Source organism: Actinomadura sp. KC216 (assembly GCF_004348535.1).
Lineage (GTDB): Bacteria > Actinomycetota > Actinomycetes > Streptosporangiales > Streptosporangiaceae > Spirillospora.
In genome coordinates, this window is sequence record NZ_SMJX01000010.1 from 40,247 (window position 1) to 61,500 (window position 21,254).

At 65.6% G+C, this 21,254-nt stretch carries 17 protein-coding genes and 1 pseudogene; 12 read left to right on the forward strand and 6 right to left on the reverse strand.

Features of this window, described 5'->3' with window-relative positions; all coding sequences use genetic code 11:
• Positions 1 to 71: 71 nt before the first annotated feature.
• From E1264_RS03220 to E1264_RS03235, 4 genes are all read left to right on the forward strand, one after another.
• Entirely contained in the window at positions 72 to 755 is a 684-nt protein-coding gene (locus E1264_RS03220; RefSeq protein ID WP_132169387.1) for a hypothetical protein, read from the forward strand.
• Positions 749 to 1,285: a GNAT family N-acetyltransferase gene (locus E1264_RS03225; protein ID WP_132169389.1), complete on the forward strand. Its 537-nt coding sequence runs from the start codon at positions 749 to 751 to the stop codon at positions 1,283 to 1,285. Before E1264_RS03220 ends, E1264_RS03225 begins: the two co-directional genes overlap by 7 nt.
• A 17-nt stretch (positions 1,286 to 1,302) precedes the next feature.
• Positions 1,303 to 1,953 (forward strand): hypothetical protein, encoded by a 651-nt coding sequence (locus E1264_RS03230; RefSeq protein WP_132169391.1) that lies wholly within the window; start codon positions 1,303 to 1,305, stop codon positions 1,951 to 1,953.
• Between the two features lie 177 nt (positions 1,954 to 2,130).
• On the forward strand, positions 2,131 to 4,389 hold the full coding sequence (locus E1264_RS03235) for a restriction endonuclease (RefSeq protein ID WP_165963947.1): 2,259 nt from the start codon (positions 2,131 to 2,133) through the stop codon (positions 4,387 to 4,389).
• A 263-nt stretch (positions 4,390 to 4,652) separates the two neighbouring features.
• Here the strand turns inward: E1264_RS03235 and E1264_RS03240 are convergent, their stop codons facing one another.
• A complete protein-coding gene (locus E1264_RS03240) occupies positions 4,653 to 5,648 on the reverse strand; it encodes an abortive infection family protein (RefSeq protein WP_165963948.1) in 996 nt (331 codons plus the stop codon).
• Between the two features lie 312 nt (positions 5,649 to 5,960).
• Entirely contained in the window at positions 5,961 to 6,185 is a 225-nt protein-coding gene (locus tag E1264_RS03245) for a hypothetical protein (RefSeq protein ID WP_132169397.1), read from the reverse strand.
• Positions 6,186 to 6,199: 14 nt separating this feature from the next.
• On the opposite strand from E1264_RS03245, the gene E1264_RS03250 reads away from it, so the two are divergent.
• Together E1264_RS03250 and E1264_RS03255 are read left to right on the forward strand one after the other, a co-directional pair.
• Positions 6,200 to 7,093 carry a hypothetical protein gene (locus E1264_RS03250; protein ID WP_132169399.1) on the forward strand — a complete coding sequence of 298 codons (894 nt, stop codon included), beginning with the start codon at positions 6,200 to 6,202 and terminating at the stop codon, positions 7,091 to 7,093.
• Between the two features lie 238 nt (positions 7,094 to 7,331).
• Positions 7,332 to 8,261, forward strand: a complete 930-nt coding sequence (locus tag E1264_RS03255) for an ImmA/IrrE family metallo-endopeptidase (protein ID WP_243710718.1) — start codon at positions 7,332 to 7,334, stop codon at positions 8,259 to 8,261.
• A 597-nt stretch (positions 8,262 to 8,858) separates the two neighbouring features.
• On the opposite strand, the pseudogene E1264_RS45845 reads toward E1264_RS03255, so the two are convergent.
• Both E1264_RS45845 and E1264_RS03265 read right to left on the reverse strand, forming a co-directional pair.
• A pseudogene (locus E1264_RS45845) lies at positions 8,859 to 9,089 on the reverse strand (DUF2637 domain-containing protein); the annotation flags it as partial.
• 243 nt (positions 9,090 to 9,332) lie between these two features.
• Positions 9,333 to 10,172 carry a DUF2637 domain-containing protein gene (locus E1264_RS03265; protein WP_243710719.1) on the reverse strand — a complete coding sequence of 280 codons (840 nt, stop codon included), beginning with the start codon at positions 10,170 to 10,172 and terminating at the stop codon, positions 9,333 to 9,335.
• A gap of 504 nt (positions 10,173 to 10,676) precedes the next feature.
• Here E1264_RS03265 and E1264_RS03270 point away from each other — a divergent pair.
• The 5 genes from E1264_RS03270 (at position 10,677) to E1264_RS46185 (ending at position 17,920) form a co-directional block, all read left to right on the forward strand.
• Entirely contained in the window at positions 10,677 to 11,195 is a 519-nt protein-coding gene (locus E1264_RS03270; protein ID WP_207935695.1) for a hypothetical protein, read from the forward strand.
• 301 nt (positions 11,196 to 11,496) lie between these two features.
• The gene (locus E1264_RS03275; RefSeq protein WP_165963950.1) at positions 11,497 to 12,846 is read left to right on the forward strand and encodes an RNA-binding domain-containing protein; all 1,350 of its coding nucleotides are present in this window, start codon (positions 11,497 to 11,499) and stop codon (positions 12,844 to 12,846) included.
• A 1,107-nt stretch (positions 12,847 to 13,953) separates the two neighbouring features.
• Entirely contained in the window at positions 13,954 to 14,715 is a 762-nt protein-coding gene (locus tag E1264_RS03280; protein ID WP_132169407.1) for an aquaporin, read from the forward strand.
• Between the two features lie 530 nt (positions 14,716 to 15,245).
• A complete protein-coding gene (locus tag E1264_RS03285; protein ID WP_165963951.1) occupies positions 15,246 to 17,501 on the forward strand; it encodes a condensation domain-containing protein in 2,256 nt (751 codons plus the stop codon).
• Positions 17,429 to 17,920, forward strand: coding sequence for an AMP-binding protein (locus E1264_RS46185; protein WP_165963952.1), 492 nt, complete (start codon positions 17,429 to 17,431; stop codon positions 17,918 to 17,920). The genes E1264_RS03285 and E1264_RS46185 overlap by 73 nt, the downstream gene beginning before the upstream one ends.
• A gap of 44 nt (positions 17,921 to 17,964) precedes the next feature.
• Here the strand turns inward: E1264_RS46185 and E1264_RS45080 are convergent, their stop codons facing one another.
• Entirely contained in the window at positions 17,965 to 18,885 is a 921-nt protein-coding gene (locus tag E1264_RS45080) for a hypothetical protein (protein WP_243710720.1), read from the reverse strand.
• A 121-nt stretch (positions 18,886 to 19,006) separates the two neighbouring features.
• Between E1264_RS45080 and E1264_RS03300 the strand changes: the two genes are divergently transcribed.
• Complete coding sequence (locus E1264_RS03300) at positions 19,007 to 19,807, forward strand: condensation domain-containing protein (protein WP_132169413.1); 801 nt, start codon at positions 19,007 to 19,009, stop codon at positions 19,805 to 19,807.
• Between the two features lie 75 nt (positions 19,808 to 19,882).
• Here E1264_RS03300 and E1264_RS03305 read toward each other — a convergent pair.
• Positions 19,883 to 21,254 (reverse strand): MFS transporter (locus E1264_RS03305; RefSeq protein WP_165963953.1); only part of this gene is annotated, 1,372 nt, incomplete at its 5' end.

Here is a 21,254-nt window from a genome sequence, read left to right on the forward strand (position 1 = left end):
ACTCGACATCGACATACTCATTGCCCAGGTCGGGCGGATATTGTCACACTCTGTCGATATGGTCCGGCGTCATGACTGCGGACTACACCGCCGCCTGGATGCCCGACGACCGACCAGGCCGCGACAACGAAGTGATGGCCGGTCTCGCGGCGGCCTGGGTTGCAGCCGAGGCCAGGGAGCAGCAGGCGGTCCCCTTGCTCGTAACAGCACAGCTGAGTGTCCAGGAGGGGATCGAAACACTCTCTCGGTTCGCGCGGGATCACGCAGCAACCACGCCCCGAGGCGAGATGCGAACCGGTCGTGGCGCCAATCGCGGGCGCGGCCCTGTGCTCGGCTTCCTCCTGAACTACAAGGAGTTCAGCTGGGCTGCTCGGTTCGCACGAGGCTCGTCCCTGACACTAGTCGAGGACCGGAATTACCCATTGATCGGATGGGCAATGGAGACCGGTGCGCTGAACCTCAGCACCGGCGAGCCAACGCCTGATCGCCGGACCGAATATCAGCGGCAGCAGCTCGACCACATCCTGTCCAACGGCAACAACGGCTGGAGCCGTGGGACTGGGGCCGACCGGACGCTGCAGATCTTGCACGACCTACACTGCGAGGAGCCCATGTCAGCGGACGTCATCCTGGGGACAATGCTGGCTCGCGGGAAGAGCGGCAGCGCCTTGACCGATTTGGCGAAGCTCATCAAACGTGCAAAGCAGAACGGCGACGGTACGGCCGACGATGCGCACGGCAGCCGTCGATGGTGAGCCGCGGTGGCTGGGTTGCAGTCCGCAGTGCAACGCCGCCTGACTCTCCAGGCATCGTCGAGGCCGCTGAGCACTGCGGCACGTACTTCAACACCAGCGACTACCTAATCAAGAGTATCCCCACAAGCATGGAGGTGCTGGTCGCGGTGGACGATGACGGATCAGTCCTCGGCTACCTCGAAGGTAGCCTCACCGGGAACGTGGCTGAGGATCTCCGGATCCCAGGGTGCAGGTCTGCCTTCCTCTTCACAATCGCGGTCGCGCGCGAGCATCAGCGCAGTGGCGTCGGGCGGCAACTGCTTGAGGAGTTCGTGCGACGAGCCCGCCGCGCAGGTTTCACAGCTCTTGCGCTCATCCCTAGGAGTGGTTCACCGGAGTCCATGAAGAATCGGACTGCGTTCTTCCTGTCCTCCGGCCTGCGGTGCGTCAATCCTCAAGACCCTAACGAGGGGATGGTGGGCGAGTTGGACACGATCGCGCCCAGACTCGCGGCCACATGCGGCGATGCCTCTAGCCCCCAGGGACGCTGAACGCCGATGCTCGCTCCATGATGAACAAGCCCTCTACGCGCAAGTTCCCGGCGGATGCGTCGAAGATCGAGCTGACCTACACCCAGCGGCGCCGTGCCGTCATGGACGATGACGACGAGATCGAACGCTGGGAAGTCAGCGCGGACGTGCGCGACTACACCGAGGGCGGGGAGCCCATCCTCGTCTCCCACGTCGGTGACTTCACCCTGTATGCCTTCGACCCCTACCAAGCAGGTAGTTGGCAGGTCGCCCTCGAAGGGCGCGCGTGCAGCGGTCAACAGATCGTGCGGGCCATCGGCAAGCCCGGCTATGCCGCCCCGCTCCGCGAGGAGGTAGAAAATCTCCTCGATGCCACCGGGCCGGCCTACTTGGTGCTCGACACGGCCCGGTTGGAACCGCAGTGGCGCGGGTCCGGCCTCGGCGCCTATCTCGCCGGCAGCGCCATCGAGACGTTAGGCCGAGGATGCAGCGGCGTGTTCCTGGTAGCCGGTTCGCTTCCCGACGAGCCCCTAATCGCTGACGAGGACGTCGCCGCAAGCAAGCTCGGCCAGGTCTGGCGAAGCCTCGGCTTCGCTCCGCTCGTCGACAAGGTCTACGTGCTGAACCTTGGTGTGACGACCCTCCAGAAGAACATGGCCGCAATGCGAGACGCTCTCGGTCTCGCGTGAGTGTCTGCCTGCAGCCGCGGGAGGCTGTGGGACAGCCGTGGGACGATCAAGGGCGCAAGAGCGCGCCAGGATGCGTCTGGCGGTGGGCGAAATTTCTAGAAAGGAAGACCATAGGTGGGGTCAGCAACTTCAGGTCTAACGACCGCTCCAGGATCTCCCTATTTTGCCCTTCATACGTTGACCTGGCGTGATTTTCAGGATCTCTGTACCGCAATTCTTCGCCATGTCTGGGGCCAGTCAGTAGCATCGTTTGCCGACTCGAATGACGGTGGCCGCGATGGCGTATATTATGGTTCATGGGACAATTCACTACATGATGAGGCTAATGAAGCCATCCCGACAGCACCCTTCGTCATTCAATGCAAACACAGTCAGAGTGAGAGTTCGACGCTATCTCTCTCCAAACTAGAGAATGAGTTCGAAAAGGTTCGACTGCTAGTAGCGCAAGGGATGTGCACAACATATGTCCTCATGACCAACGCTCGCGTGAGTGGGGCAACAGAAGGACGGATAAGGAAGCGGCTCAAGGAATGCGGAGTAGAGCATCCGTTGATTCTCGACTCCCAGTGGATCTGTGACACCATTGCCTCCCATCGCACACTTAGGACGTTTGCACCTCGCGTCTACGGCTTGGGTGATTTGTCTCAAATTCTAGATGATCGGGCATGCGAACAAGCCAAAATGCTGATGATCTCAGCTGCAGGCCAGATCTCAACATTTGTTGCCACCGATGCCTTCCGGAAAGCAAATACGGCTCTTCGGAATCACGGATTCGTGCTATTGCTCGGCGAACCTGCCGTTGGTAAGTCCGTAAATGCGCTTATGCTTGCGATGGGAGCTATCGATGAATGGGGTTGCTTTGTTGTAAGGGTGCGCACATCCCGAGACATAGTCAACCATTGGAACCCGCACGAGGAACGACAACTGTTCCTAGTTGATGACGCGTTTGGTGTAGTCCGACATGAAGATAACCTGACTCGTGACTGGTCGCGGGATATGCCCGCCATCATGGCGGCGATCGATGCTGGCGCAAAGGTCATCCTAACTTCGCGCGACTACATATACCGAGAGGCTCGCCCCCAGCTGAAAACCTATTCCTATCCATTGCTCGAAGAGCAACAGATTGTAATTGACGTTGCGAATATTAGCCAGTCTGAGCGTCGGCAGATAGTTTACAATCACCTTAAAGCCGGCGATCAACCTCGCGAAGTTCTTGCTGCAATGAAGCCCTACCTTGAAGGTGCTGCAGACGTCAAGCCATTTCGTCCGGAAGCCGCTCGACGCCTCGGCCTGCGGGCGTTTACTCGCAACTTAGAGGTGAGCCTGCGAGGAATAGAACTATTCATGGCTCAACCGGGCCAGTTTCTGAGTGAGGTTTATAGTCAACTAGATACGAACGCTCAAGCAGCTTTGACCCTTATTTATATATCGTCATCTGGGTCTCTTGTCGGTCCAATCGAACTGGATGCCATCGGCCGTAGCTTGCTGGAGCAGATTGGCTCAACACTTGCCGAGGTAAATAGGGCCTTGACAGTCTTGGATGGGCCATTTGTAAAGCAGGCCCGGCACAGTGATGGTCGACCCCTCTGGTCTTTTAAGCATCCAACCTTGAGAGAGGGGTTTGCGGCGTGGCTGGCGCGACAGCACCACCTGTTGGTTAATGTTCTTGTAGGAATGGATGACAACGTTCTGCTTGAGCGTACAGATTGTCTAGCGCCAGATGAAGAGGGGCGGCCGGGCACGCTACTGCGGATACCTGCTTTTCTTTATAGTGAGGTCTCTCACCGTCTGGCTAATATGTTTGAACGGTGGCCCGGAGGCTCCTGTTGGACGCATGACGCTCTCCTATATCTTTGGAGAGATTGTAGCGATGAGATGCTGGCGTCTTTCCTGAAGGTCTATCCACAGATACTAGGTCGGATAGTCACATTCGATTCATACTGTGAATTCGTTCCGGAGCCTAGGCTTCTGGCCCGATTTCACCGGGCTGGCCTCCTCTCGAAAGAGGTTCGGGAGGCAGCTATCCGCCGTATGGCCGATCTCGCGGTAACGGTTATCGATCCTGCCTGGGTGCGGAGCGAATGCTGGGAATGGCATGTACTACTAGAGGACAGGGATCGGTTGCGCCTTTTCGAACTAGTACGCAACTCGCTCTTGCCCCACCTGGAGGAAGCGCTAGAGGAGGGTTGGGCGGACGATGTTTATTGGCGCGGAGAAGAAGGCCTCACTGGCGATTTCGGTGTCGACGATGCGCTTCATGCGTACTCGTCTGCCTTCAGAAATATTGGCGAATTCGAGACCGCGGATAGATTCGCCAAGGCGATAGACTTGGATCGCATTAAGGCCCATGGTGCGCAAAAATTTAGATCTGAGGTGCTTCGATCTTCCGACAATGGAACGCAGTCATCAAGTGTCTTCGATGACATTGACCGTTGAAACATCATGCCTGTGTAGGACGCTTTCGCCCCCGCTCAAGGAGGTTCGGCGTTCCACGATCCGCCCATGGCGGATGTCCGGGGCCTCATCATCCGGGACAGGGGGCCGGATGGTTCCGTTCCGCCCTCTCCCGGAGTGGCGCTCGTCAGCAAGGTCTATGCACTGCTCCACGCCACGATGGGAGAGGTCTCCGCATAGCACCCCGACCGCACTGACTCCAGCGAAGCCTTGGTCAAGAGCCCTCTGGGCGCCCTACGCGCCGACTAGGCTCGCTCGACCGCCACAGCAACCTCGCGGGCGAGGAGCTGCCAATCGTCTCGCGCACCCGGCGGAAGGTAGACGGCACCTGCCCTGAGTCGTTGTTCGAGACCGTAGTCACCGGCGAAGGGGTCCAGTGCCAGTGAGGGCTCACTGGTCTCGGCGAGCTTGGTTCGCAACCCCTCGATCAGCTCGATGACCTGCTCCGCTGGGAGGGGCGTAAGCACGCGTGAAGCCCATTCGGTCGACCAGTCGTCCGCGGTCAGCCGCCCGCTGGGATCGATGAACAGCCCCTCGAAGACGGCGCTCCGATACGCGTCCGGCCAAATCGTCAGGTCGCCGCTCTGCGCACACGCCTCGACGCCCTCGCGCCGGACGACGAAGGTCTCGCGCATCGCGCGCTGCGCTACGGCGAGCCCGACCCGGCGTTGCACTGCTGGATCCAGTTCGGCCAGGCCAGCCGAGTTCAGACGCTTGGCAAGGTCGCCTCCGTAGAAGGTCCCGTATTCGAGATCCTGGATCAAAGGCTCGGGCATCGAGAGCGTAAGGACCCCAAGCCGACGAAGCGCCCAGCGGGACCACAGCAACGCACCATCGAGACACAGATGGACCATCTCTTCGTTGACCGGGGGTTGTTCGGATCGTCCGTGCCCCGTCCCGTAGGCGTTGCGGATCGCGCTGAGTTGAGTGGCGATTCCCTTCGCGCTCTGGACGAGCTGCCTCAGCGTCTGATCATCGCTGAGATCGGGCCCTGGTAGGCGATTCAAGGCCTTGTGCGCCTCAGTTACGCACTTGTCGTAATCCATCAGGGCGCCAGCGGCCTGTCCACGCGTCGACATGACGGTCTTCGCGATTGCCTCGACCAGCTCCTTAGCCGTCCCGACGGCAAGCGGACGATCTTGGGCATCAAGAGCCGCGCCGAGACGCCGCTGCGTCGCCGCGATCGCCTGCCACGCCTCGTCCTTGATCCCGGTCGGGCGTTCGAGGGTGAGCTGGTACACGAACGGGAGCGTCGGTGCATCGGGGGCGGACGTCATCGGCTGTTCCTCTCAGGCCGGCCAGAGCGGCGCCAGGTTCGAACCGATTCAACACCTCCTTCACCCGTCACCCGGACCAATTTCCAGGCCATCGGCGCCCGGGAGCCTGGGTCGGCATCGGCCTTCACAGCTGGAAAGAGCCGTAGAGCGCCTACCGAGGGCACGACACACGAAATCCCACCGCCACGCGAAGCCTGTGCGGAGAAGGTGGAGGTCCTCAGAGGCGCTGATCAACTCATCGCCGCTGAGCCGTGAGCAGTTCGATGCTCCGCAGGGTCAGCGGCGGTGGTGAGCCGCAGCGGACGGCGTGCGCCTTCCTGGTGGGTCGACGCTCTTCGCGGACGCGCTTGTCAAGATGATGTTGTAGCCAACGGCCAGCGCGACGAACTCGGCGGCCCTGCACGAGGACGTGGTGGACAAGAGTTTCGAGATGCCCAGTGAGGCGGCGCATGACAGCAGGACGGTGACGAGCAGCATCACCGGCATGGTGGTCGCACTCAAGCACCTTCGGGACTATGATGTTGAAAAATGAAGCGGGACGCGCCTCTGCGTGCCGCAATCCTAAGCCGGGGGTTGTCATGCACGCTGAGCCACCGCCGTCGCGTTGGTCCTCGGACCGTTTCGGTGAAGGCGCTGTACCGGTCCGCCGCGCGGTAGCCGAGGCGGTCCTGGAGGCCATCGAGAACGCCCGGGATGCGCAGGGCTCCTCCGGGACCGACAAGCAGCACCCCTTCGGGTTCACCCTCATGGCGCGCAAGTTCGAAACGCTCGGCCGCTCATTCACGGACATGCCCGGCGTCACCACGATCAGGCCTACGGGCTCCATGCACGAGTTGACCGTGGTGTCGGGGAACTTGCTGTTCCCGTTCGAGTTCGCCAAGGATCGCTCGACGAATGTGATGAAGGCCCAGATCGGCGGGACCGCCAAGGTCTCCGGGCTGCTCAAGATCCTCTTCCGTCGTTTCGGCCCGGAGCCCTCGATGGTGCAGCTTGCCCTCGACACCGGCGACGACGGGGAGACGCGCAGGCTTGAGGCCGTCGCCACTAGCCTCGCGCGGTTGCCCGAAGGCACGAGACTGGTCCTGATCGCTTACGCCTGCAACTCTCAGGCGGGGCTCCTGGAACTGTGGTGGGGCGAGGCCGAACTACTGGACGAGCACGGCAGGATCAGGTGGGTCCACTGCGAGGAGATTCCCTTCCGCAAGGCGCCTCCATCAGGGGGACAACTGCCCGGCACCGGCTCTGGTCCAGGAGACCTTCCGTCCTCGCCGAAGTTCGATGAGGGACCGATGCCCACGCCGCCGTTGAACGCACGCCCGGCCGTCGAGGTCAAGAATCAGGACGCGTTCCCACCGCGCACAGAAACCGAGACACCTACGCAGGGCGTAGCCGACGATGAAGGACACTGAGCAGCTACACATCTTCGGTGACCGAACAGCAGACGGCTCGCGACCGACTCCGAGTCTTGTTTCTACTGCGTTCGAGGCCACGCGGCTGACCCAGGCCCGCAGGCTGGCCGCCCTCACTAAGAAAGAAGTTGCCACGCGTATCGGAGTATCGCCCGCGGCTGTCGGCCAGTACGAGGCGGGGGCAAGCAGACCGCGCCCCGATCTAGTGCCTTTGCTTGCAGAGGTCCTGTCCGTACCGATGACCTTCTTCCTGCCCGGACGACCTCACGGCAAGCTCGACGGCTCCATGGCACACTTCCGCAGTCTGCGCTCGGCACGGGCTTACCAACGAGCAAAGGCCGTCGCCTTCGTCGAACAGGTCTGGGAACTGACCTTTGCGCTGGAGAAGCGCGTGCAACTACCGCTGGTCGACCTGCCCGGGTTCGCTGGCGGAGAAGTCGCCTCAGGCGTGGATCTCCCTAGGGACCCGACCCAGGCCGCTCGGGCACTGCGCGCACATTGGGGTCTGGGCGTCGGGCCGATCAGTCATCTGGTGCGGCACATGGAAGCCCACGGCATCGTCGTGGCGTTCCCCAAGCAAGACGAGGACGCGGTCTCGGTGGACGCCTTCTCGACCTCCGGCCTCCCCCGCCCCATAGTGGTACTCACACCCAACCGATTCGATGACGTCTACCGGCACCGCTTCACCGCCGCCCACGAACTCGGCCACCTCGTCCTGCACGGGGACGCCGCATCCGGGGACATGCGCCAGGAACGAGAAGCGGACGCCTTCGCGGCGGAATTCCTGACCCCTCGCGAAAGCGTCCTGCCCGAACTGCCCACACGGACCGACTTCAGACGGCTCGCCGAACTACGCACGACCTGGGGCGTCTCCGTGGACTCGCTGCTGTACCGCTGCCGCGAACTGGGCCTGCTCTCCGACTCAGCCGCCAGCAGAGCCCACCAGAAACTGCACAGTCTGAGAGAACAACCAGGCTTCAGGAATGAGCCCGTAACCGGCTACCCCGGAGAACAACCGGTCCTACTGTCCAGCGCATTCGAACTTGCGACCACGGAGACAGACCTTACGGCTCCGGCCCTTGCACGCGAACTGTGCTGGAGTGTTCCCCGCGTCCGCGAACTGATCGGCCTCCCCGATAAGCGCCCAACGCTGAGGCTGGTGCCATAGCGACCTCGCCTCTTCCCTCGACCGTCGCTCTATTGAGACGCGTCCAACACCCGTGTAGGACGCGACGGCGTCAAGCCGCCCGGCACGGCCAGCCTGTTTGACCAGCCGTCCCCAGCGCTCACTGCGCCCGAACTGGCTGCCGATCGCCTTCCCCGGCGGCAGGTCCCCCGCGGGCGGGCGGTGGGCCGCCGCCCACTGCCACGCCCGCCGTTGTATGCCCACATCTCCTGCCCTGTCCACATGAGACGAGGACCGCTGTGACCGCGCGCCATCGACCGCGCCACGCTGTTGAAGCCGCGAAGAGTGTCTGAGGTCCAAGATCTGATCGGTATGCGCCTTCTCCGAGGTCGCGGGCCGAGCGGCTGGACTCCTCAGAGTCTCCTCTGAGGCCGCCGGGGCAGCAAACGATCCCCTATGGGTCTTCTCAGAAGGGCTGTGCGTCGCCACGGAGATCCTACGAGCGTTCTCAGAGGTCATATGTACCGCTTCGGAGATAACACCGACCTCAGCGTCGTCGCTCTCCATTCTCGTGACGGAGGTGTGCCTGATTTGCCGCATCAGCAGTTCATAAGCGCCGATGAGGGCGCAGCTGGGCCAAGCGGCGATGAGCCGGCCGACTATCGATGGTTCGGCGACGGCGACGTTGGCGGCCAGGCTGGCGGCGCTGCCCAGCACCAGCAGCGTCCACGGCAACATGCCGCTGCGGCGGCCCTGCCGGGAGTCGACCAGCAGCGACATCGAGGCCACCGAGATCATCCCGTCCACGCTCACCGGCAGCAGTGCCGCCGTCCAGGACGTTTCTCCGTACCGCAGCACGAGCTGGTACATGTGCTAGTAGCTGATCACTGCCGCGATGCCGGCCAACACGATGACGCTGGCTGTGGAGGCCCACCGGATCACCCAGTCTGCGAGGGAAAACTCTGCCCTTGCCATGGCCGATCAGTCCTCTGCCTCGTCGACCAGGGCTGCGGTGTTTAGTGGTACCTCGCCCAGGAGTAGAGTGATATATGGGGATTTGGTTCGTGTCCGGCCTCGGACTCAAACCCCCCATCGGACGAGCTTTGGCAGGCCTCAAGACGCAATCGCGTCAAGGCGTCCGGCAAGACCTGCCTGCTTGACCAGTCGTCCCCAGCGTTCACTTCGCCCGAACTGATCTGCAATCACCTTCCCGGGCGGGAGATTTCCCTTCGGTGTGCGGTTATCCATCGCCCAGAGCCACGCACGCTTTTGGAGATCAAGATCCTTTCCAGCGCGCGTGCGCTGCGTCGACCGTCGTGCGCGTGCGTGGCAGGCCGCATCAACAGGATGTGATTCCTCTGAGGAATGTATGAGTTCGAAGGCACGATCCGTACGAGCTGCCTCTGAGCTCTCGCCTCGGGCTCCGAGATTGCTGACAGGCCCAGCCGAAGGTGCCAGCGCGGCGCGTGGCGTGCTGGGTGATGTCTCAATCGGACCATGAGTCGACTCCGCGTCGACGCGAATCCTCCCTGAGGTCGTAGTACGGGACTCTGTGGTCGGTCCAGAACGGTGACGGACCTGGCGCATCAACAACTCGTAGGAGCCGATCAACGCCGCCGAGGGCCACGCGGCGATCAGCCTGCCCACGAGCGAGGGCTCAGCCACGGCCACGTTGGCCGCCAGGCTGGCGGCACTTCCGATCACCAGCAATGCCCACGGCAGAAAACCGCTGCGCCGTCCCTGCCGGGAGTCGCCCAGCAAAGTCATGGACGAGACCGCGATCATCCCGTCCACCGAAACCGGCAACAGCGCCGCCGTCCAAGAGGTCTCGCCGTACTCGCGAACCAGCATGTACATGTGCTTGTACGACAGCACTGCCGCGATCCCGGCCAGCACGATGACGCTGATGGTGGTCGTCCACCGAATCGCTCGATCGCTCCAGCCCTCAGTCACGACCGCTCCCCCTTCCCCGCGGCTTACCGGGTAGAGAGAACCGCTCCTCCACGATGAGAAGCCTGGTCGAGCCTGTTCCCATGTCTTGCGTGCCCTGCAGGGGGCGCAACCAGGTGGGTCGAGACAGCCACTGACCAGCACACGATGCGGAAATCTGACGCGAATCGGGCCGAGGAATCCGACAGTGCGCGAACCTTCCACACAGGAAGCAGCTAACCAGATTCGCTCCGTCGACTGTGGTGTAACCAGACGCCTTCGACCCCTGAAGTACTGTCAAGCCCAAGTCGTGTCCCCCCATCGCTCGCTCAGCGGCAAAAGTGGATGCATCCGGCGAATCGTAGGGGTCGATACTGTGGCGATGGAGTGTCTCTTTGCCCGGCCGACCGGTGCGCCCGCTCTTCTGCGGCTCGCGCCGGTCCTGGAGAGCTGGAAGCCAGGGAACATTCAGATCAGCGTCGGCTACGCGCCTACCTCGATGAGGTCGAGGCCTTGGCCTTGGCGTGCGTGCAGCCACCGGATGAAAACGTCGCGGTGGAATTGACCGTAGGTCTTCCTGCTGGCGTCCCGCTGATCGGTGGTGGTCGTGACCTGGACAATTATCTCTTCCCGGTCGCACGGAGGATTGGCGCCGCACGTATACACGCGGCGTTTGACTACAAGCGGGCCGCAGTGCCCTCGGGGATCGCGATCTCCCCAGTGGCCCGGGAGAGCGATCCGCCGGACGAGCCACGACTCACGGTGCACACCACCGTCTCTGGCCAGTCACCCGCATGGAAGCAACAGATCCACGATGCTTGCGACGCCGTAGTCGGCACACCGCTGCTTGCCGGGCCGGTGGCGCTGGTCATCCGGTTCAAGGTATCGAGCCGACGCAACTGGTCAACACTCTGGAAACCCGCCATCGACGCCCTCGGGCCTGTGCTGGGGGCACTCGACCCTCGCAAGCCCTTCAGCCCGAACGATGACCGCATCAGCACCTCGCGTTGCATCGCACTATCGATGATTCGCTGGCCGACGACATAGACATCGCCATGTGGTGGCATCAGCCAGCCGTCTGACCGGCCCGTCACCTGCAGCGCCTATACCCACCGCGGCACGGGAGGATTGCGGTGCAGGGCGATTGCGAATAGGGCCCTGACCCGGGTCGGGGAGCCTGCCGATACCTCAACGACCCCAGTGGAGTCGCCGCGCCGCCTTCCTTTGGGCCTTCGGCACCCCGACTCCGGCTGATCATGGACGGCGGGACGAGACCCGTGTGGGCCGCTGGCGGGGCCAGGCAGAAGAACCCCGGAATTGGGGAGAGAGTGGGAGCTACCCTGTCGTTGTGGCGATTTCAGTCGACGCATCCCGTGCTTTCCTGCTCCCCTCCCAGCTACGGCGTTTGGCCGAGGCCGTGCGTGACGCCGGCCAACACGACGAGTCCAGTTGGATCGAGTGGAAGAGCACCCTCCCGCTCGGTACCGATCAAGCGCGAGTCCATCTGGTCAAGCACATCCTGGGATTGGCCAACAGGTCACCCGAGGTGGCCGCACGCTGGGCCGAGGGCCATGGTTACCTTCTCGTCGGAGTGAGCCCCGGCGAGGTCAAAGGCGTTACCTCGATAGACCACAGCGTCATGGAGCAAAACCTCAAGCCGTACATCGGCCCGGATCTGGTGTGGACCCCCGAGTACGTGGAACTTGACGGCAGGGACGTACTCATCGTGGTGGTGGCCCCGCCCAGACAGGGCGACCCCATTCGCTACCTCCGCAAGCCGCTGCCACACCCTAAGCACGACGGGTTCGTCCACTCCGAACACACGGTGTTCGTACGCCGCAACGCCCAGACCGTGAAGGCCGAGCCCGAAGAATGGCAGATGCTTCAACTCCGGTTCGCCGCTACACAGAATCGTCTTGATGCGGAAGTCGTCGCCGCACAGCAGCGGATTGAGCGGCGCGCGGACTTTCCTGAGCACATCAAGGTGGACCTTGGGCGGTACCGGGAGTGGTTGCTCAGGGGCCGCTATCACGGCAGTGGGAGTCTGCACACGGATCCTGGGTGGGAGAAGCATGTCGCCGAGGTCGACGCGTACCTGGGCGCCCTGGAACAGGGTTTAAGGAGAAGGCTGCTGGACGAGCTGGCGCGGCACCTGCCGGCAACACTCTGTCTGGATCTGGTGAACCGGGTGGATCGTCCCTTCCCGGGCGTCAAAGTCATTCTAACGTTGTGCGCGGATGGTCGGCTGGAGTGCCCAGGGCCCGTTAGCGAACAGCTTCCGTTCTTCCATCCCCAGCATGCGCCGAGGCGCTACGGCACTTCCCTCGATATCGCTTCGGAAGAGGCTTTTCTCAACGCTGTAGATGAAGACCGGATAAGGCACCAGGCAGATGACCCGCCGCCTGGTGGATTCCGTAGCGAGGAAGTGCGGCAGGGCGACGGCTTGCGTATCACCTTCGATCCCGTAGACCTGCGTCCTGGGGAAACGCTGCGCCTCCCGCGTGTGCCGCTGGTAGTGACCGCCAACGTTGACTCGGTTGTGACCGTTGAGTGGAACGCGGCGGGACTTGGCGCCGACGGTCACGAGAGCGGGCGCATCATCCTCCCGGTCGCCGTCTCCACCCTTACACCGATGAAGGGCGACGACCTCGGCATGGCGATCGCCCGTGCGCTCGACCTGCCCACGGCAACCCCATAGGCAACAGGTTGACCAGCTCCATTAACAATGGCGATCCGGTCGCGAGGATACAGGTCAAGTAATGCACGCTTATCGGCACGTCTGCGCTGCACGCAGGAGACGTCGCCGCTGGCGGTCTTTAGTCGCGCGGCGGCGGGCCGACCAGCCGGTCCAGCAGCCCGTCCGAGGCCGGGCCGACACTGCGACGCCGGCGCACCCGGCCTGACAGGCGTTGATGTAGATCTTGCCGTCGGACCCGACCACAGGTCGTATTCCGTGGGGCAGAGGCAAGGCTCGGCCGAGCCTGCCAGAGCGGGCCCGGCCACAGCAGGCCCGGCCAGCGCGCCCAGCACGACCGCCAGGACGGGTGAAGATCAATCTGGGCGGGTGCCTGGGACCTGCACCGCCCCGGCGATCCCGCCGCCGAGGACTGGGTCGCCACCCACGCCCTGGCGCTGCTGGCCGGACAGACCGGCCAGGTCATCACGGCCCTGGACGCCCAGGCCGCCGGGGCTCCCCGCCCACCGCCGCCAACAGATCGACACCGCCTTCCGCTACCTGACCGGCCGCGCCGCGTTCCTGCGCTACGACAAGGCCCTGCAGGGCGGATGGCCGATCGCCACCGGCGCCATCGAAGGCGCCGTCCGCCACATCTGGCCGACCGACTCGACATCGGCGGCGCCCGCTGGGGCTTGGCCGGCGCCGAGGCCATCCTGAAACTGTGCACCGTGGGTCGCCAACAACAAATTCCCGGAATACCGGCGCTTCCACCTCGCACGCGAACACCACCGCGTTCGCCACACCCACAACCAAGGAAAGTACGAGCTCATCGCCTTCTGTGGTGCGTCGTGCCGGGCTTGGCATTGGCGGTGTGAGCCGTTCACCCTCTTTGGACCGTCCCTCCCCCCGTCCTGCTCACGATCATCAGCCTGATCCCGGATCCCCGGCCTCGGCGGGAGCCGGTCATCGGCTTTCGCGTCCCGGTCAACGTGCTGCTCGGCGTGAGAAGATCCCGGGCCCATGTACCGGCAAGCCGCGGCCAAGCCTCGCTCACGGTCGATCAACGTGAGTTGATCTTGTGTAGGCCCCGGGTAGGTCGCTGGGACCAGTCGTCGGGGGGTGGATATCGTGGCGAGGAAGTATGCGGCGGAGCTCGTGGGGACGCTGCTTCTGGTCTATTTCGCGGTGGGCGTGGCGACCCTGTCGTTCGGTTTCGGCCTGGCCGGCAGGAGTCTCGCGGCGGGCGTGGTCGCGACGGCGCTGGCGTTCGGGCTCGTGCTCCTGGTCCTGGTCTACGCGATCGGCCCGATCTCCGGCTGCCACGTCAACCCGGCCGTCACGCTCGGCGTGCTGCTCGCCCGCCGGATGACCCCGGTCGAGGCGGTCGGCTACTGGGCCGCCCAGTTCGCCGGCGGGATCCTCGGCGCGTTGCTGCTGTGGGCGACGTTCACCGGCTCGCCGATCTACCGGCGGTCGGTGACCGGGCTGGGCGCGGACGGGTGGGGCGCGGTCAGCCTCATCCGGATCGACGTGGGCGGCGCGTTCCTCGCCGAGGTCGTGTTGACCGCGCTGTTCGTGTTCGCTGTCCTGGCGATGACCAGCGAGGCCGCCATTCCGTCGGTCAGCGGCGTCGCGATCGGGCTGGCGCTGACCACCGTCCACCTCGTCGGCATCCCGATCACGGGCACCTCCGTCAACCCCGCCCGCAGCCTGGGCCCCGCCATTGTCGTCGGAGGGACCGCCCTGGAACAGGTGTGGCTGTTCATCGTCGCCCCCCTCGTCGGCGCCGTGGTCGCCGCCGCCGCACACGCCTTCTTCCAGCACCCGACGAAGGAGACCCCGCTACCGCCCCCGGACGACATCGCCCCAGAATCAGACTCTGCCAGGTGACCAAGGCGCGCCGCCGCCAAGCATTCGTGGGTTAGGCGTTGGTTTGGCGCAGGGGCAGCCGGAGACCGAGGGGAGTACCGCTGGGCGGCACCGTGAAACTGGACGGCAGAGCTCATGAATCCGGCAGCTGCGCCGGAATCCGCTATCGCCGCAGAAAGTCGCTGCCCGACCGCGGGACCGCCAAACGAGCCATCCAGCAGTCGGATGACCTCGCTGACGGCTCTGATGTGACGCTCTACCGAGGGAATAGCCCAAACTAAACACCATTTATCCTGAAATCATCACCCGCGAAGCGGGACCTCTAGTCGCGAGCTCGGTTACACATCCGCCGATCTCGTGCCAAAAGTCGATCGACTCTGATTAGCTCCCGGTGGCCCTGGTCGCCCCAGTTGTTGCTATGCGTGAGCCACGCTACCGGTTACAAAGGAGACAAATTCGCATATGGGCAGGCGCCACGAACCGCGGCTCGTAAGCCGTCCATCCCATCATGCGGAATGGTCGAAATCGGCCCTGATGGGAGGGCTGTGCTGATGTCCTCGTTCGAGCGTGTTCCGTTGTCGGCCGCGCAGCAGGGCATCTGGTACGCCCAGCAACTGGTCCCGCACCTACCGTTCCACATCGGGCAATACGTCGAGATCGATGGTCCTTTCGATCACGAGCTGCTCGATCGTTCGGCGCGCATCGCTGCGCGCGAGTTTGCGCGCGAGTTCCAGACGCTGCACGTCCGGCTGCGCGAACTGGACGATGTCGTCTGCCAGGAGCTCGATCCCGATCCGTCGGTGTCGATCCCCCTGGTCGACGTGGGCAGTGAGCAGGACCCCCGAGCCGCCGCGACTGCGTGGATCAACGGCCGCCTGCGCGACGCGCTGCCGCTGGATGCCACACGCCTTTACGAAACGGCGCTGCTGCGGCTGTCACCCGGCCTGCACTGGTGGTTCCTGCGCGCGCACCATGTAGTTCTCGACGGTTACAGCGCCTCGTTGATCGGCCGGCGCATGGCCGAGGTCTACACCGCCCTGGCACGTGGCGGGGCCCACGTTCCCGCCGAGCGCGGCTGCTATCGCGCGCTGCTGGCCGAGGAGTCCGCCTATCGCGCATCGGAGAAGTTCGAAGGTGACCGCGCCTATTGGACCGGGGCTTTGGCCGACAAGCCGGTGCCGGTCGGTTTGTCGGATGCGATGGCCGACCCCGCCATCGACCATCTGACCGGGACCGCCACGCTGTCTCCGGAGGCCACCGCGGACCTGGCCGCCGGGGCGCGTCGGCTGCGCACCGCCACCGCGGGTCTGACGATCGCGGCGACCGCGGCCTATGTCGCGCGCATGACCGGCGCCCAGGATGTGATTCTCGGTTTGGCCGTGACCGGCCGCGTCTCCCGGCTGACGCTGGAGACGCCGTCGATGTCGTCGACGGTGTTGCCGCTGCGGGTCTTGGTGCGGCCGGATATGACCGTCCACGAGCTGGTGCGCACGGTGACGCGGGCGACTGCGCGGTTGCTGCGGCATCAGCGGTACCGCCGCGATGACCTGCTGCGTGACCTCGGGCTGCTGGGAACCCGGCATCGGCTGCACGGACCGGTCATCAACGTCATGGCCTTCGACTACCGGCTGGACTTCGCCGGGACGCCGGGACGCATGCACCCCCTCATGACCTGGCCGATCGACGATCTGGAGATCAACGTCTTCGACAACCTCGACGGCCACGGCATGCGCGTCGGCTTCATGGCGCACCCCGCCCTCTACACCTCCGATCAGGTCACCGCCCACCAGCGGCGCTATCTGCGTCTGCTGCGGTCGCTGGGCGACGCCGATCCCGGTTCCCGGCTCTGCGATATGGACGTGCTGGACCGGGCCGAACGAAGGCCGGTGCTGGTGGGGCGGGACGAGGACGCGGCTGCCCGGCGGTGGTGCGTGCCGGAACTGTTCGAGGCGCGGGTAGCGGCCGCTCCCGCGAGCACCGCGGTGGTGTCCGAGGGCACCACCCTCACCTATGGCGAGCTCAACGCACGCGCCAACCGGCTGGCGCGGTCCCTGGTCGAGCGTGGGACCGGTCCCGGTGACGTGGTCGCGGTCGCGGTCGCGATGGAACGGTCTCCAACCTGCTCGGCAGCGAGCCAACCCGGCCTCTGCTACCCGAGCACCCGGCCTATGTCACCTACACCTCCGGTTCCACGGGAGAGCCCAAAGCGGCGGTCGTCCCGCATCAGGGCATTGAGCGGCTCGTGTGCCGGTCCGATTATGTCCGGTGGCAGAGCGACGACGTCGTCGCTCACATTGCCTCGATCTCGTTCGACGCGGCGACATTCGAGATCTGGGGAGCCCTGCTCAACGGGGCGAGTCTCGCGATCGTCCCGGCGGGCGGGTTCTCCGTCCACGAGCTGGGACGTCTTCTGTCGTCTCATCGGGTCACCGTGCTGTTGCTGCCGACGGGCCTGTTCCACGAGGTGGTGGACGCAGACATCACAGCCCTGCAAGGCCTGCGCTACCTGCTGGCCGGGGGCGATGTGCTGTCCACTCCCCGATGCCGGGCGGTCAGAGATCGGCTTCCGGCAGTCCGATTGCTCAATGCGTACGGGCCCACCGAGAACACCACGATCACCACCATCGGCGCAGTCGAGACGATCGACCTGGGGGCGGGCACGGGCGTGCCGATCGGCCGCCCGATTCGCGATACGCGCGTGTACGTGCTGGACGGAGCGTTGCGGCCGGTGCCGGTGGGCGCGGTCGGCGAGCTGTACACGTCCGGCGCGGGTCTCGCGCAAGATTACCTGGGACGGCCGGGGCTGACCGCGGAGCGGTTCGTCGCCTGCCCGTTCGGCGCGCCCGGGGAACGGATGTACCGGACCGGTGATCTGGTGCGGTGGCGTCCCGACGGGCAACTGGACTTCATCGGCCGCGCCGATGACCAGGTCAAGATCCGCGGTTTCCGCGTCGAACCGGGCGAGGTCGAATCCGTCCTGCTGTCCCATCGGCACGTGGCACAGGCCGCCGTGGTCCCCCGGGAGGGTCCGTCAGGCGACCGCCGGCTGGTGGCCTATGTGGTGGCCTGCGCCGACCGCGGGCAGGACGAGGAACAGCGGCAGGTCGGTGAGTGGCAGCGTCTCTACGACTCGTTGTACGAGGGGTCCACGGCACCGGGTTCGCCGCATTCGGCACGGACTTTTCCGGATGGAACAGCTCGTACACCGGTGAGCCGATCCCGCTAGAGGAAATGCGGCGATGGCGTGAGGAGACGGTGCGGCGCATCCGGTCATTGGGCCCGTGCCGGGTCCTGGAGATCGGTGTGGGGACCGGGCTGCTGCTGGCCGCACTCGCCCCCGGATGCGAAGCGTATTGGGGCACCGACGTGTCCGGTCCAGTGATCGACAGGCTGCGGCGGCAGGCGGCGCAGGTCCCGGCGCTGGCCGGACGGGTGACGCTCCGGCAGCAGGCCGCCGACGATCCCCGCGGGCTGCCGGCCGGACGGTTCGATACCGTCGTGCTGAACTCGGTGGCCCAGTACTTCCCCAGCGCCGACTACCTGGCCAAGGTGCTGGACCAGGCGCTGGGCCTGCTGGCTCCCGGCGGGACGGTGTTCGTGGGCGACGTGCGCAACCACAGGACCCTGCGGCTTCTTCGCACGGCGGTTGAACTGCACCGCGCCGACCCGTCCGCGTCGGTCGGCGTCGTACGGCAGGCGGTCGAGCAGGCCATGAGCCTGGAGAAAGAACTGGTCGTCGACCCCGACTTCTTCACCGGCCTGGCGGCCCACAGCCGGGTCAGCGGCGTGGACATCCGGCTGAAGCGCGGGGAGCACCACAACGAGCTGACCCGACACCGCTACGACGTCGTCGTCCACACCCGTCCTGACCTGGTCGAGGTGGCGGACGTCCCCCGGCTGCGCTGGGGCGTGGACGTACCCGGTCTGCGGCGCCTGGCCGGTGAGCTGACCGTCCGCCACCCCGGCCCGCTGCGGGTGACCGAGCTGCCCAACGCCCGCCTCACGAGAGAAGCCGCCGCAGCCCGCGCCCTGGACGACCACGGAGAAGACCGGACCGGCCTCTCGGCGGGGCGGATCGCGGGCCTTCTGGCGCAGGACGGCGGGGTGGACCCCGAGCAGCTCCACGACCTCGCCGAGCAGGCGGGATACCAGGCCGCCCTCACCTGGAGCGACACCGCCGGCGAGGATCACCTTGACGCGATCTTCTACACCACGGCCGGCGGCCGCGCACCGGCGCTGACCGGCACCTACCGGCCCGCCGGTCAGCGGCCGCCTCGGCCCGGCCGCACCAACAGCCCCGTGGCCGCGGCCGATGACAACGCGCTGGTCAGCGAACTGCCAGAGGGACGACCCCGACAGCCTGTGGAACAGGCAGCTGGCCTATTGGAAGGAGGCGCTCGCGGGGCTGCCCCGGCAGATCCGGCTGCCGGCGGACCGGCCCCGCCCCACGGTGCCCACCCACAACGGTGCCCTGATCGGCTTCGACATCGGCGCCGAGGCGCACCGGGCGCTGGACGACCTGGCCCGAGCCACCGGCGTCACACTGTTCATGGTGTTCCAGGCCGGGTTCGCGGCACTGCTCTCGCGGCTGGGCGCGGGCACCGACATCGCGATCGGGACCCCGGTCGCCGGCCGTACCGACAAGGCGCTGGACGACCTGGCCGGGGTCTTCACCAACTCGCTGGTCCTTCGAAACGACCTGTCCGGCGACCCCACGTTCAGGGAGTTGCTGGCCCGGACGCGAACGACCGATCTGGCCGCCTTCGCCCACCAGGACCTGCCCTTCGATCAGCTGGTCGAGGCCCTCGACCCGGCCGGTTCCACAACCCACCATCTCCTCCCCCAAGGGGGGCTGGCCCTCAACTCCACGCCCCCGCCCGATCCGGGTCTTCCCGGGTTGAGCCTGGCGATCGAACCGGTGCGGCCGGACGCCGCCAAGTACGAACTGGCGTTGAGGCTGACCCCTCGTGGCGGTGCGGGAGTGACCGGCGAGCTGGAGTACGCCACCGACCTGTTCGACGCCGGTACCGCTCAGGGGCTCGTTGACCGTCTGTTGCGGCTGCTGGAACGGGTCGCCGCCGATCCCGACGTCCGGCTCGGCGAGCTGGAGTAGCCAGAAGGTGCCAAGTATGCGAGATCGGCGATGAAGGTGCGCCGGGGGCGGAGCCCATGCCCCCGGTGCACCTGATCACCTTCTGGCCTCGCGGTCTTCGTGGCAGGGTGGCGTGGTGGTACCGGCCGGTCCCCCGTGTGCGGTGCCCGCAGGGCGTCCGCCGCGTCCCAGCGTGAACAGGCCGACCAGACCGCCCACCAGCACAAGACCGGCCCCGAAGACCAGCCCGGCCGCGACCGCCTGCCGGAACGCCTCCGTCCCCGACGGATCGCGCGAGCCCGCGGCAACGTCGATCACGACGCCGAGCACGGCGATGCCGAAGGCACCGGAGACCTGCCGCACCACGGCGACGACCCCGCTCGCGACCCCGACCCGCTCGTCCGGAACGACCTGGAGCATGCACAGCGGCAGCGGCACCACCAGCGCGGTACCGATCCCGAGAAGCGCCAGCCCCGGCATGAGGTCACCGAACCCGTCGCCCCGCCGCAGCAGGGTGAACGCGACCATCCCCGCCGCCATCAAGGCCATGCCACCGCCGATGGTGAAGCGCGGGCCCAGCCTCCCGGTCAGCCAGAACGCCACCGGGGCCAGCGCCATGACGGTGAGCGCGGGCGGCAGGAAGGCCAGCCCCGCCTCCGACGGACGGAACCCGAGTACGTCTTGGAGGAAGATCGTGCCGAAGTACAGCAGGCCGTTGAAGCCGATCCCCCACATCAGCAGCGTGACGGTCCCACCGGCGAAGACCGCCCGCCGGAAGAGGGCCAGGTCGACCATCGGATCCCGGCTCCGCCGCTCGACCAGGACGAACGCCACCGCGGCCGCGACGGCGACCGCGAGCGCGGCGAGGACACCGGGGGCACGCCAGCCGTCCTGCCGGTCGCCGGCCGACATCAGCGCCCAGGTGACCGCGAACACCACGGTGGCCGAAGTGAGCATTCCGGGTAGATCAACCGCCTGCCCGCGGCCTCCACGTCCGTCCAAGAAGATCCACCCCGGGACGACGGCCAGCACACCGATCGGCACGTTGACCAGGAAGATCCAGGTCCAGTCCCAGACCTCGGCGACGTAGCCGCCGACCGTCGGCCCCACCGCGGTGCCCAGCGAGGACATGGCGAGCCACACCACCTGACCGATAGCGCGCTGCCGTCCCGTACGACCAGCCCGGACCGCCACCAGGGCGGCCGACACCATGAGCGCGGCGCCCGCACCCTGCACCACCCTGCCCGCGACCAGAACATCCGCCCGCCCGGCCAGCCCGATCAGCGCCGAGGCCCCGGCGAACACGGCCTGCCCGGTCGTCAGGACGCGGCGGCAGCCGTGCACATCGGCAAGCCGCCCACCCGCGATCAGCAGGCAGGACGACGTCAGCAGGTAGCCGGTGACGACCCATTCCCTGGCGGCGTCCGACAGGTCAAGGTCACGCTGAACGATCCCCAATGCCCCCACG